This window comes from Aquimarina aggregata (genome assembly GCF_001632745.1).
Classification (GTDB): domain Bacteria; phylum Bacteroidota; class Bacteroidia; order Flavobacteriales; family Flavobacteriaceae; genus Aquimarina; species Aquimarina aggregata.
Genome location: NZ_LQRT01000002.1, coordinates 422,621 through 435,003 on the forward strand (window position 1 = coordinate 422,621; position 12,383 = coordinate 435,003).

At 31.4% G+C, this 12,383-nt stretch carries 13 protein-coding genes and 1 other RNA gene; 9 read left to right on the plus strand and 5 right to left on the minus strand.

What is annotated here, in order from left to right:
- Positions 1-4: 4 nt before the first annotated feature.
- The gene (locus AWE51_RS03590) at positions 5-904 is read left to right on the plus strand and encodes a Ppx/GppA phosphatase family protein (protein WP_066309581.1); all 900 of its coding nucleotides are present in this window, start codon (positions 5-7) and stop codon (positions 902-904) included.
- 87 nt (positions 905-991) lie between these two features.
- Entirely contained in the window at positions 992-1,555 is a 564-nt protein-coding gene (locus AWE51_RS03595; RefSeq protein WP_066309584.1) for a porin family protein, read from the plus strand.
- A gap of 25 nt (positions 1,556-1,580) precedes the next feature.
- Here AWE51_RS03595 and AWE51_RS03600 read toward each other — a convergent pair whose 3' ends face one another.
- Positions 1,581-2,225, minus strand: a complete 645-nt coding sequence (locus tag AWE51_RS03600; RefSeq protein ID WP_066309587.1) for a Crp/Fnr family transcriptional regulator — start codon at positions 2,223-2,225, stop codon at positions 1,581-1,583.
- Positions 2,226-2,479: 254 nt separating this feature from the next.
- On the opposite strand from AWE51_RS03600, the gene AWE51_RS03605 reads away from it, so the two are divergent.
- The 6 genes from AWE51_RS03605 (at position 2,480) to AWE51_RS03630 (ending at position 8,081) form a co-directional block, all read left to right on the plus strand.
- Positions 2,480-3,025 (plus strand): YybH family protein, encoded by a 546-nt coding sequence (locus AWE51_RS03605; RefSeq protein ID WP_066309590.1) that lies wholly within the window; start codon positions 2,480-2,482, stop codon positions 3,023-3,025.
- A gap of 146 nt (positions 3,026-3,171) precedes the next feature.
- The gene (locus AWE51_RS03610; protein ID WP_066309596.1) at positions 3,172-4,449 is read left to right on the plus strand and encodes a type III PLP-dependent enzyme domain-containing protein; all 1,278 of its coding nucleotides are present in this window, start codon (positions 3,172-3,174) and stop codon (positions 4,447-4,449) included.
- Between the two features lie 7 nt (positions 4,450-4,456).
- The gene (locus tag AWE51_RS26845; protein WP_066309599.1) at positions 4,457-4,735 is read left to right on the plus strand and encodes a phosphopantetheine-binding protein; all 279 of its coding nucleotides are present in this window, start codon (positions 4,457-4,459) and stop codon (positions 4,733-4,735) included.
- Between the two features lie 150 nt (positions 4,736-4,885).
- The gene (locus AWE51_RS03620; protein WP_066309602.1) at positions 4,886-6,472 is read left to right on the plus strand and encodes a class I adenylate-forming enzyme family protein; all 1,587 of its coding nucleotides are present in this window, start codon (positions 4,886-4,888) and stop codon (positions 6,470-6,472) included.
- A 2-nt stretch (positions 6,473-6,474) separates the two neighbouring features.
- A complete protein-coding gene (locus AWE51_RS03625; protein WP_066309612.1) occupies positions 6,475-7,353 on the plus strand; it encodes an alpha/beta fold hydrolase in 879 nt (292 codons plus the stop codon).
- Between the two features lie 2 nt (positions 7,354-7,355).
- A complete protein-coding gene (locus AWE51_RS03630) occupies positions 7,356-8,081 on the plus strand; it encodes a DUF6733 family protein (RefSeq protein WP_066309614.1) in 726 nt (241 codons plus the stop codon).
- 51 nt (positions 8,082-8,132) lie between these two features.
- Here AWE51_RS03630 and miaE read toward each other — a convergent pair whose 3' ends face one another.
- From miaE to AWE51_RS03650, 4 genes are all read right to left on the minus strand, one after another.
- Positions 8,133-8,714 (minus strand): tRNA-(ms[2]io[6]A)-hydroxylase, encoded by a 582-nt coding sequence (miaE, locus tag AWE51_RS03635; RefSeq protein ID WP_066309616.1) that lies wholly within the window; start codon positions 8,712-8,714, stop codon positions 8,133-8,135.
- Between the two features lie 159 nt (positions 8,715-8,873).
- Positions 8,874-9,563 (minus strand): hypothetical protein, encoded by a 690-nt coding sequence (locus AWE51_RS03640; RefSeq protein WP_157766009.1) that lies wholly within the window; start codon positions 9,561-9,563, stop codon positions 8,874-8,876.
- 10 nt (positions 9,564-9,573) lie between these two features.
- On the minus strand, positions 9,574-9,786 hold the full coding sequence (locus AWE51_RS03645) for a hypothetical protein (RefSeq protein WP_118501442.1): 213 nt from the start codon (positions 9,784-9,786) through the stop codon (positions 9,574-9,576).
- Between the two features lie 222 nt (positions 9,787-10,008).
- Positions 10,009-11,796 (minus strand): DNA polymerase III subunit gamma/tau, encoded by a 1,788-nt coding sequence (locus tag AWE51_RS03650; RefSeq protein WP_066309623.1) that lies wholly within the window; start codon positions 11,794-11,796, stop codon positions 10,009-10,011.
- 113 nt (positions 11,797-11,909) lie between these two features.
- On the opposite strand from AWE51_RS03650, the gene rnpB reads away from it, so the two are divergent.
- Positions 11,910-12,226, plus strand: an RNA gene (gene rnpB / locus AWE51_RS03655) — RNase P RNA component class A.
- Positions 12,227-12,383: the final 157 nt, after the last annotated feature.

Below are 12,383 nucleotides of genomic sequence, written 5' to 3' on the forward strand. Positions count from 1 at the left end.
TATTTTGTTGACTATAGAAAAATATGGAGCCATTGATATTGGTTCTAATGCCGTAAGATTATTAATTAGTAGTATCCATGAAGAAGAAGGACAGACTACAAGATTTAAAAAAACAAGCCTTGTTCGCGTACCTATACGTTTAGGTGCAGATGTTTTTAAATCAAATAAAGTATCAGAAGCAAACATTGCCAGAATGATTGATGCAATGCAAGCATACCAACTTTTAATGAAAACTCATAATGTGATAAGCTATAAAGCTTGTGCTACTTCTGCTATGCGAGAAGCAGAAAATGGGAAAGAACTGGTAGCCTTAATCAAAGAAAAGACAGGAATACAAATTGATATTATTGATGGTAAAGATGAAGCCGCAATTATTGCTATGACCGATCTTCATGAGCTTATTAATAGAAATGAAACCTATTTGTATGTTGATGTTGGAGGAGGAAGTACCGAGTTTACTTTATATCATAATGGAAAAAGTATAACATCTAGATCTTTTAAATTGGGAACTGTAAGATTGCTTAATGGATTGGTTTCAGAAAATGTTTGGAACGAAGTAGAGTCATGGATTCATGAACATACATCAAACTATTCTCGAATATCTCTTATAGGATCTGGTGGTAATATTAATAATATCTTTAAAAACAGTGGAAAAAGTAACGGTAAACCACTTTCTTTCTTGTATTTAAGTTCTTATTATAAATTGTTGAATTCATTAACATATGAAGAAAGAATTTGGCAATTAAATTTGAATCAAGATAGAGCCGATGTAATTGTTCCCGCCACTAGAATATATCTTTCTGCTATGAAATGGAGTAGAGCAAGAGAAATTTATGTTCCAAAAATAGGGTTGTCTGACGGGATTATTAAGTCTCTTTACAATGACAAACTTAATAATCGTTAAAAAATATTTCTACTTCGTAATGTCTCCTTTATTTTTTAAGTCATTAATTTGTGTTAAATTGTACTCAATAACCTATATTTTTATGCTATGAATAAAAAATTACATTGTCTTTCGATTTTATTAATTTTTGGAATTTTAACATTACAAGCTCAAAAAGAAGCCAGTTATGGAATTCGACTTGGAGCAAACCTGAGTTCTATTAGTTCTGATGATATTCCTGATTCTTTAGAAGATAGCCGTTTTGGAATAGTTGCAGGGTTTTTGGCAGAATATCCAATAACAGAAAAAATTAGTATTCAACCAGAATTTCAATTCTCTTCTTTGGGAAATGACGATGAAACATTACGTGTAGATTATTTGCAATTACCTGTATTCGTTAAATACAATTTCGGTTCTAGATTTAATATACATATTGGGCCACAAATTGGGTTAAAAATATGGGAGTGGGAAGATAATAATGGTAGTGAAGCTAATTTTAATACATTTAATTTTAGCGCTGTTGCTGGTGTAGGTGTGAACCTAACAGAAAACTTTTTCGCTGATTTACGATATGGTTTTGGATTATCAAATGTTTTTGATGATGAAGATCTTCCTATTAGTTTAGATGGAAATACAAGAAATATACAACTCTCTTTTGGTTATAAACTATAAGAACCTTTTAAGAGATTTTTTATAATTACTTATAATGCTTAAAAAAATCTTTTTTAAGCATTATATTTTTTTGCTGGTATTCAATCAATAAATTGTTTTTTAACTTATTGATTAATTTATTGGTTGTAACTCTGGTGGTTCGAATATAATTTGATATCTCATCTTGACTTAAGGGCATATCTATAATAATGTTTTCTTCATTATCAGATAAATGATCAAACTTATCTTTAAATTCTTTTAATACATCGACTAGTCTTTGTTCTGCCGAATTATTACAAAGAACTTTTATTCTTCTTTCCATTTCAGAGAACTGTTTTCCTATAATTGACAATAGATCAAACTCAGTGTGTTGATCTTTTTCTATAACTCTTTTTACACATTCAATATCAAATTCACATAATACCGTTTCCGAGTTTAAAGATTCGCAAATATAATTAGGGTGAAACTCTTCTAAAATAAGATTGGCGCCGAAAACTTGTCCAGAGGTTAATATAACAAGTATCATTTCTTCACCTTGTTCTGTGAGTCGACTAATTTTTACGATCCCGTTTTCTATGAGGTAGATTTTTTTATCATAGTATTCAGAGGCTGTAATGATTTCTTTTTCACAATAATAGCTGCGTCTATATTCCTTAGATTTTATAAGAATATTAAATAATTCAAGGCTCATAGAAAACAACGATCTTACTCTTAAGTTTTTTGTAATATTTCATTTGAAATGTTAAAATAATATGATGTTAACATAAAATTTGACGTTTGATTATTAGTTACACATATTTTTTTTATGGTAATTATGTCGTTCTATTGTTTTCTTAATTAAAATAAACTAGACTTTATGTTAGAAAATTTATATCAAAAATTAGGTGCCTACTATAATTTCGAGTTTCACAAATAATTATTATTAACTCATAACTCACACAAGAAATGAAGGCAATTAGTTTAAAAAAAGTATTACCATTACTCGTTGTTTGTGCAATAGCATGTTTGCTATTGTCATTTGTCACAAGTAATAACTCTAAAAACCCGCAAATTAGTTATAAGGACTCTGTAGTAAGCTACTATGGTAATAAGTCTATAACTGATAAAGATCTTTTAAAAGAAGCAAAATTGATTGACATTGCAGATCGTCGTTTTGAATCTAAATGGGTAAACAAAGATCCCAAAGGAATTTCTGAAGAATACACTACTACAGGAGCTGTATTTATGAAACCAGGAACCAAGCCTAGACTAGGTAGAGCAGAGATTGAGAAAGAATTTTCTTTAAGCGTAAAATCAGTTGATCGTGTAGAATTCTTTCAAGATGAACTGCAATTTTTTGGAGAAATGGATGTAGCATTTCAAAGGTGTCATATGTTGGGATACGTGAATACAAACAAATCACCAATTTTTGAAGGTTCTTATGTTATTCTTTGGAAAAAAGAAAATGGAGCCTGGTTAATTGAGTATGATATGTTTAATTCTGATAAATAGAATTCATATTTCTTTTCAAACAAGAAAACCACAGACAAATTAAATTAAAACCTATAACCCCAGAGATGTGCTTATTTATATAATGTAATAAAGCACTTCCCTTATGCACCCAAAAATGATTTGGTTGCAAATAATTATTAATAAAAATGAATAAAAATAATTCAGAGATATTATCTGCTGTGCAAAAATTTGGCACACCATCTTATATTTATGATGGAGAGAAACTAGTACAAAATTATAAGAACTTAGTCAATGCTTTACCTGAATGTGTTGATGTGTTTTATGCTTTAAAAGTAAACCCAAATGTATCTTTAGTAAAATTGTTAAGGTCGAATGGAGCTTGTACCGAAGTATGTTCTATAACAGAAATGGAAATTGCTCTTAAGGCTGGCTCTACACCAGAAGATATAGTATATCTAGGACCATGTAAAAAAGATTATGAACTTAAAAAAGCAATCGAACTCAATATTTTTGCTATTGTAATTGAATCTGAGATAGAATTAAAGAGAGTATCAGCATTTGCAAAAGAAATGGATATTATAGCTAATGTAGCGATACGAATCAATCCAGACTTTTCTGCAGAAGGTTCGCCTTGGAAAATGGGAGGACGACCTACTCATTTTGGTATTGAAGAACAACATGCTATAGAAAATTTTCAGGTGTATTTAGACACACCAAATATTAATGTAAGAGGAATTCATGTATACAATGGTACAAACATTCTTGAAGCGAAATCAGTGTATGAAAACACTAAGTATATTTTAGAGTTATATGAGACTATAGTTCGAAAATATAATTGCAAATTTACGATGGTTGATGTAGGAGGAGGAATGGGAGTACCATATTTCCAAAATCAGGAAGAATTAGATACTCAAGAATTTAGAAACCTTATGGTACCTCTTTTTACAAATTTTAATAAGAAATATCCAGAAACAAGGATTATTATGGAATCTGGAAGGCTCATCATAGGAACATCAGGATGTATGGCTGTTCAGGTGAATAATATGAAGACAAATCATGGCAAAATTTTTGCCGTAACCGATGGCGGAACAAATTGTCATTCTGCCGCGGCTGGTTCAGGAAGAGTGGTCAAAAGAAATTTTCCTATGGAAAACATATCAGCACTACCTACTGCACAAGAACATAAGTACCAAGTATCTGGACCTCTTTGTAGTCCTGATGATATAATTGGTCGAAATATCCAACTTAAAGAAATTAATGTATTAGATATCTTATTAGTTAAATTATCTGGGGCGTATGGACCTACATCTTCACCAGGGCTTTTTCATAGTCATGGGTACCCTGCAGAAATATTATTATATCAAGGAGAATCCTATTTGATTAGATCAAAAGACTCTACGGACGATATCATTAATAAACAAATAATGGTTGATTTTAAAAAAAATGAATTAATCCTTAACTAATTACAAAATGGATACAAATAAAATTTTAGATATTATAAAAGAAGGATTACTAGATAGTATTCCAAATATTACAAAAGAACAAATCTTATTAGATGCGCATCTTAAAAATGATTTAGGAATAGATTCACTTTCATCAATGTTTTTTCTAACATACTTAGAAGATAATATCGTTGGTTTTGAGGTAAATGCCGATACCATAGAAGCTAGGCATTTTAATACATTACAAACCATTTTTGAGTACGTACTTTCTGAAATGAACATTAAAATCCCAGTATTAAATACATAATAACTTCTGTTTTTTATCTGTACAACAAACAGATAATGATCTTAGAAGCTTTTATTCTTCATACATATGGTCTCAATAGTTATCATCATTTTGACGATAACTATTGAGATATACATAGAGGTTAAATAATCAATTTAAAAATATTAAAAAATGATACCAAAAATGCAAAATTTCTTGGCAGAGACTGTACGTCTATACCCTAAAAGTATAGCTGTTCAAACTGCGGGAGAAACATATACATTTTCTGACATAGAACATCGATCTAATGAATTAGCAGCCTATTTACAAAATTTAGAGATTAGTAGAGGAGATAGGGTTGTAGTACTATTAGGAAATACAATTGAAACAATAATATCGTTTTGGGCAATTTTAAAAGTAGGAGCAATTGTAATTCCTGTAGGAGTAGAGCTTAAATCAAATAAGATAGAATATATTTTAAAAGATTCTGGAGCAAGTGTATTAGTAACAAATAATGAAATTTCACTTAAAAATAAAAAGATATTTCTCTCATCAGGACTTAAAAAAGTTATTGTTCCGCACAAATCAAACGAACTTATAGAAGCGTTGTTTGAGGATTATTATGATGTGTTAAAAACAAATGGTCAAACTTTAAGAAAATCAGACTTGATAAGTATTGACTTAGCTGCAATTATTTATACTTCTGGTTCGACAGGAGAACCTAAGGGAGTTATGTTATCACATCAAAATATGATTACGGCTACAAATTCACTAAATGCGTATTTGGGATATCAAAAAGAAGATAAAGTATTGTGTGCATTGCCTTTGTCATTTGACTATGGTTTATATCAAATGATAATGAGTATTTCTAGAGGAGCTACATTGGTACTAGAAACAGAATCAACATGGCCTATATTTCTCTTAAAGAAAATAGTAAAAGAGAAGATTACAATACTGCCAGCAGTACCAACAATGGTAATGTTATTGCATGAGCAAAACAAAAAATACCAATTAGATTTATCAAGTATAAGGTTGGTTACAAATACAGGAGCAGCTCTTACAAGAAGTAATATAGAAATGATAAAAATTTCTTTTCTGAAAGCACAGATATTCTCGATGTATGGTCTTACAGAATGCAAAAGGTGTACGTACTTACCTCCAGAAGATATTGATCTAAAACCAGATAGTATTGGTATTGCAATACCAAATACTGAATTATGGTTGGTCGATGAAAACAACGATAAGATAATCGCGCCAAATACGATAGGACAGCTAGTTATACGTGGTGCAACAGTTATGCAAGGATATTGGAATAAACCCGAAAAAACCGCTGAAAAACTTAAGCAAGGAGCATATCCAAATGAAAAAGTATTGTATACTGGGGATTTTTGCTCATTTGATATTGATGGATACCTTTATTTTAAGGGTAGAATGGATCATATGATTAACTCAAGAGGTATTAAAGTAAGCCCTAAAGAAGTAGAGGATTATATTGGAAATATACCAGAAGTTAATGCAGTTGTGGTCACTGGAGTTCCACATTTAGATTATGGAGAAGCATTGTTTGCATTCGTAGTGCTAAATGAAGGACAATCTATATCAGAAAACGATATTATAACTGCATGTGCAAAGAACTTAGAAGTGTATAAGGTTCCAGAGTATGTGAATATTATCCAAACAATTCCAAAAACACCTAATGGTAAATTTAATGTTATTGCACTAAAAGACCAAGCATTAAAAACTGTTGCTACTAATAATACACAAATAGCACATACATAATCATGGAGTTAATATTTGATATAGAGGGTCTTAGACTAAAAGCTAAAACCTGGGGGGATATTAGTGGCACTCCAGTATTAGCAATTCATGGTTGGTTAGATAACGCTAACACCTTTGATAAATTGGGGCCATTACTTTCTTCTGATTTGTATTTGGTTGCCATTGATTTAGCGGGCCATGGCTTATCTGATCATAGATCTGTGAACAGCGCATATTATTTGTGGGATTACGCTCGAGATATTATTAATATAACCGAAATACTTGGATGGAAAAAGTTTACCATTCTGGCACATTCTATGGGGACAGGCATCGCTTCTATAGTTGCAGGATCGATGCCTAACCTAATAGATAAACTAATTTTTATTGACGGGTTAGGAGCTCCTTTTGTAGTAGAACAAGAGAATATTGTTTCAAACTTTAAAAGATCTATAAAGCAGTTAAAAATGGCAAAAAAAACCAAGTTATATGGTTTTTCTTCTTCTAATGAACACCAGTTTACTACAAAAGAAGAAGCGGTACATGATAGAATGAGTACAAGTATAGGAGCAATTTCATATGAGTCATCATCGTGCCTTACAGAACGGTCTTTATATAAGACACCTAAAGGATATCGTTGGCGTTATGATCCACGAATTGTACTACCAGAATGTTATAGAATGACAGAGGTACAAGCACAACTGTTTATTCGAGAAATCACATGTGAAACATTAATAATTTTGGGAAATCAAGGACTCTTTTCTGATGGAATGTTCAATGAAAGACTCAATGAGTTTAAGCATCGTGAAGTCCATTGGATTGATGGAGGTCATCATCTTCATTTAGAAGATAAACACAATGAAATAGTCACGTTAATCAAACAATTTTTACAAATAGAATTTTAATTATGAAAAAGTATATAATACTAATTTTAATAAGCATACTTACGCTATGTAGCTTAAATGCACAAGAAACCGAAGAAGAAAATAAAGCAACTTTTGCAACAAAAATTATCCATAATAGTGTTGCAGGGTTTTATCCAATTTTCTTTGGTAATTTTGAAACCAATAAAAACTATGATATAACATTTTATACTATTTTTTGGACAAACCCAGCTTTTGGAAACTTACAGTCAGGGAGTGATTTGTTATTAGAAACTTCAGTAGGTTTAGGGTTTAAATTCTTAAATAATTCATTATATGTAAATCCATCTTTTGGTATTACAAGTGGTAAATTTTCTTCAAATAGTACAGGAACTAAAATAGCAGAAGGTGTTGTGCCAAGTCTCTATATTAATTATCAGAAAGGATTACTAGACTTTGAAGGTTACATTGCCTATTACAAGTCAATTAGAGAAGATGATGATATCATTACCAAAGATTATTTACTGAATTGGATGGCTCCGGGAATAAATGTAAACAAGCGAATTGTTTTGGGAGCTTTTTATGAATCATTTGGAATTACACGGCAAGAAGATGCAGATCCCTTGTTAGTATATCAATGGTTAGGAGGCTCTGTTAAATTAAAATTTGATAAAGGAATTGCATTTAGAATTTCTGCAGGAGCCACTCTCAATACTGACGCAGGTACATCAGATGAATTCTATAAGGTTTCAGCTTTTATTCCGCTATAAATTATAGTAAAACTAAAAACACCAAATTATGTACATAATTTGGTGTTTTTCTTATCCATGTATGGTTTCATTTTTACTTAACCCTTTCATGATTTCTGCCTCATAGACCAGTAGTTCTTCCCACTTTTTATCTACTTCTTGACGTTCACCATATTGTCTGGCAAAGTTTAAAAACATAGTATAATGATTGGCTTCACTAACCATTAAACTTCGGTAAAAATCGGCAAGTTCTTTATCTTCTAACTCTTCAGACAATAACTTAAAGCGCTCACAGCTTCTTGCTTCAATAAGAGCAGCATAAAGTAATCGATGCACGAGTTGCGTAGTTCTACTTCCTCCCTTCGGGAAAAAAGTAACCAATTGTAAAACATATTCATCTTTTCGATCTCGCCCAAGTATCCAACCGCGATCGATGATTTTATCATGTACCATTTTAAAATGACTAATCTCTTCTTTTACTAGCTTAGTCATTTCTTGTACCAATTCGGTGTATTCTGGAAAGCTTACAATTAGTGATATTGCGGTCGACGTTGCCTTTTGCTCACAATAGGCGTGGTCGGTTAGTATTTCTTCAATGTTCTTTTCGACGATATTCACCCATCGTGGGTCTGTAGGAAGTTTTAAACCGAGCATTTTTTACTATTTGAATTACAATGTAAAATTAACTAAAACTAATGTTAACTCTCGATATAAGTACTGTTAAATAAATCTACCCAGTTAAAATATTAAAACGACAGTATCAATAGATTCGTCTGGTAAGTTATAGATAACTTATGCTACTAAATAAGTAAATCAATTATTATTTTCTTTTTTAGAATCGAGCTTTAATAATTTTTCTTCTCCTTTGGTAATACCAGATTTTACTTTGCTAACCCTGCTCTCGTGTTTTTTTAATTTTTCTTCAATTTTTGTCAATTTGGCCATTTTTTCTGAGTATTCTTCTTCTGTAATTTCTCCTGCTTCCTTTTGTGATAGTAATCGGTTTTTTGTTTTTTCGATTTTATCTGTTCCTTTGCTATTTCGCTCTTCTAGAAAGGTTAACCTTTCTTTTTTGTTTTCTATTCTATTTTGAACCGCATTGACTTTTTCATTTTTGAATTCAATTCTTTTTGCTTTAATCTCTTCTCTTTTTTCTTTTGCTGATTCTTTAAAAGCACTTAATTTTTGTTTTAGATCTGGGTTTTCCTTTAGATAAGCCTTTTTTTCTTCGGGAGTCATCCCTTTCATTTTTTCTTTGTGCTCTCCTAAAATGGCATTCTTTTCTGCTTTAAGCTCTTTTTTGGCTTCTTTTATTTCAGTTTTTTTAGCTTTTATTTGTTCTTTCTTCTCCTTCATTTCGGTACGCTTGACCTTCATTTCTTTTTTCTGTTGCTTGATGGTCTCTTTACGTTGCTTGGCAACTTCTTTTGGTTTTTGTGCATGGGCAGTCCCGATAAAGCCTATCATCAACACGGCTATATATAAATACTTTAAGATTTTCATGATTTTGATTTTATAGATTGTCTAGTTCATTTAAAGCATCATCGATTTCTTTCGCTTCTTTTTCAAGGGATTCAAAATCTTTATCAATTTCTTGTTCAACAGCTTCTACTTGTTTATTTAATTCTGCTTCAGCTGCCTTTTTCTTTTCCTCTTCAGCTTTTTTATCGACGCAAGCCAAAGAAAAAAAGCTTACTCCCATGAGGATTAAAAATATTTTTTTCATAATAATAGTGGTATAGGTTATTATTATTCTAAGATACTTAATTTTTTGATTAAAATTTTACGTAAAGCATTTTGTTTTAATGAGTTACGGTAGTATTGGTAACGTTTGTGTGTTTTTACCATAACAGTCAGTTAATTTTAAATAAACGCAATTTTGGCATTTATAAGTAGTATATCTATAATAAAATAGTAAGTGAATAATGATAATATGAGAAACTGTAATTTAGATGTCTAAATCAAAATCGCTACGCAGTTTATCTATAAGAGGGTTTTTCTCTCTTAACTTTTCATACTTATCTTGTGGTGTAAAAGCATATTTCTTAGAAGCTTCTTCGTTCACTGTAATTTTTAAAGTAATGCTATAATTATTTAGTTTTTTATATAGATACTGAAGCAATCCGGATTGTGCAGCTTCCAAATCAACTTTCATAGATTGGTTTGGTAATTCTAAACAAATTTCCATTCCGTTTAATGTTGGAATATTCATGGCAAACATAGAACCAATAATACGTTCTCCTTTTTTGTCTTGCATTTTACCATATTCTGCCCATCCTTCTTGCATTTTTTCTTCAGTAAACCCTTCTTTTGGAAGGTTTGTAGGATCAATTACTTTTTCTTCTTTATTTTCTTGATGCTCTTTTTTTCTTTTGATACTGCTTAGTGACAATCCAGAAGTCTTGCGCTCACGTTGAAGGATATTAACTTTTTTTGCTATCGTCTCCAGTTTTTTGACTTCAGTATTTGTGGCTGTTATTACTTCTTGATTTGTTGACGCGGGGGCTGTCGGTGTATCAACATTACTTTCTTGAACAATATGTTGTTCTTGTATAACTTCTTTTTTCTGTTCTAATGCTTTTTCTTTTACTTCAGAAGAAATTTTGACAGCAGTTATTCCTTTTTCTTTAAAATATGAAGGAGGAATTATGTAAGGTTTGTCATTTTTTTTTTCTCCATCCGGAAGTAGGATAGAGGCAAGCTGCATAAGGCAAAGCTCAACAAGCAGTCGTTGGTTGCGACTGGTTTTATACTTTAAATCACAATCATTTGCCAATGTTATACCTTGCACCAGAAATTGATGTGATGCATTTTGAGATTGCGTTAGATACTTTGCTTTTGTTTGTTCTCCAACTTCTAAGAGTGTAACGGTAGCAGGATTTTTACAAACTAATAAATCTCTAAAGTGTGAAGCTAGTCCTGCGATAAAATGATGTCCATCAAAACCTAGAGACAAAATTTCGTTAAACTCAATAAGTAATTGAGGAATGTTGTTTTGTAGTATTAGATCAGTAGTTTTGAAATAAGTTTCATAATCTAATACATTTAGGTTTTCAGTTACAGCTTGTCGCGTTAAGTTTTTTCCACTAAAGCTCACTACTCTATCAAAAATAGATAAAGCGTCTCTCATGGCACCATCAGCTTTCTGAGCAATAATTTGAAGAGCATCCTCATCTGCAGTTATTCCTTCTTGTTTGGCGACCTCGATTAAATGATTTTTAGCGTCTGTAACAGTTATTCGTTTAAAATCAAATATTTGACAGCGCGATAAGATGGTTGGTATTATTTTATGCTTCTCGGTTGTTGCTAATATAAAGATTGCATGTTTAGGCGGTTCTTCTAATGTTTTTAAAAAAGCATTAAAAGCTGCTTGTGATAGCATATGCACCTCATCAATAATATATACTTTATATTTTCCTACCTGAGGAGGAATACGTACCTGATCAATTAGACTTCTTATATCATCAACAGAATTGTTAGACGCAGCATCCAATTCAAAAATATTAAAAGCAAAATCCTCATCAGGATCTTCGTTTCCATCTTGATTAATGGTTTTTGCCAATATTCTGGCACAAGATGTTTTTCCAACTCCACGTGGTCCAGTAAAAAGAAGCGCCTGTGCTAGGTGATTATTTTCAATAGCATTCAGCAATGTATTTGTAATAGCTTGTTGCCCCACAACATCTTTAAATGTTTGAGGTCTGTATTTACGTGCTGATACTATGAAATGCTCCATTACTGCAAAGTTAAAAATTGCAGAGAAATAATAAATTATAGTATTCGCTTTTTATATTTAGTTATTAACAGCAAAAAAATAGTTCTAAATTTAGAATTGTAATACTTTTGCAAAAAGCAGATCACCTTATCGCTTTATGTAAAATATAAAGAGGAAAGTCCGGACACCATAGCGTAGCATAGCGGGTAACTCCCGTCATCTTGATTACTCGAGATAGGACAAGTGCAGCAGAAAGTATGTACAGGTAATGCTGTAGTGAAACCAGGTAAACTCTATGCGGTGCAACGTCATGTAAACCAGCTTTAAGGGTTGCGCGCCCAACGTTGGAGGGTAGACGGTTTGAGCTAATAAGTAATTGTTAGTCTAGATAAATGATAAGGATATTCGTTTCGACGAGGAAACAGAATCCGGCTTATGATCTGCTTTTTTTATTTAGATTTTGGGATGTTGTTTGATGCGGTTTTTCATAAACTAATCATTATGAAAATGAAAATTGCTTTTATCTTTTATGTGTTTTTAATCTTTATTGTTTATTCTCAAAATACTATTCTAAAACAAAGTGCTTTTTTACAACTACTTTAACAAAA

What these genes read in the sequence shown, in the direction of transcription:
- AWE51_RS03595 (WP_066309584.1), top strand. Translation starts at nt 992, where the DNA reads ATGAATAAAAAATTACATTGTCTTTCGATTTTATTAATTTTTGGAATT.
- AWE51_RS03600 (WP_066309587.1), bottom strand. Translation starts at nt 2,225, where the DNA reads ATGAGCCTTGAATTATTTAATATTCTTATAAAATCTAAGGAATATAGA.
- AWE51_RS03605 (WP_066309590.1), top strand. Translation starts at nt 2,480, where the DNA reads ATGAAGGCAATTAGTTTAAAAAAAGTATTACCATTACTCGTTGTTTGT.
- AWE51_RS03610 (WP_066309596.1), top strand. Translation starts at nt 3,172, where the DNA reads ATGAATAAAAATAATTCAGAGATATTATCTGCTGTGCAAAAATTTGGC.
- AWE51_RS26845 (WP_066309599.1), top strand. Translation starts at nt 4,457, where the DNA reads ATGGATACAAATAAAATTTTAGATATTATAAAAGAAGGATTACTAGAT.
- AWE51_RS03620 (WP_066309602.1), top strand. Translation starts at nt 4,886, where the DNA reads ATGATACCAAAAATGCAAAATTTCTTGGCAGAGACTGTACGTCTATAC.
- AWE51_RS03625 (WP_066309612.1), top strand. Translation starts at nt 6,475, where the DNA reads ATGGAGTTAATATTTGATATAGAGGGTCTTAGACTAAAAGCTAAAACC.
- AWE51_RS03630 (WP_066309614.1), top strand. Translation starts at nt 7,356, where the DNA reads ATGAAAAAGTATATAATACTAATTTTAATAAGCATACTTACGCTATGT.
- miaE (WP_066309616.1), bottom strand. Translation starts at nt 8,714, where the DNA reads ATGCTCGGTTTAAAACTTCCTACAGACCCACGATGGGTGAATATCGTC.
- AWE51_RS03640 (WP_157766009.1), bottom strand. Translation starts at nt 9,563, where the DNA reads ATGAAAATCTTAAAGTATTTATATATAGCCGTGTTGATGATAGGCTTT.
- AWE51_RS03645 (WP_118501442.1), bottom strand. Translation starts at nt 9,786, where the DNA reads ATGAAAAAAATATTTTTAATCCTCATGGGAGTAAGCTTTTTTTCTTTG.
- AWE51_RS03650 (WP_066309623.1), bottom strand. Translation starts at nt 11,796, where the DNA reads ATGGAGCATTTCATAGTATCAGCACGTAAATACAGACCTCAAACATTT.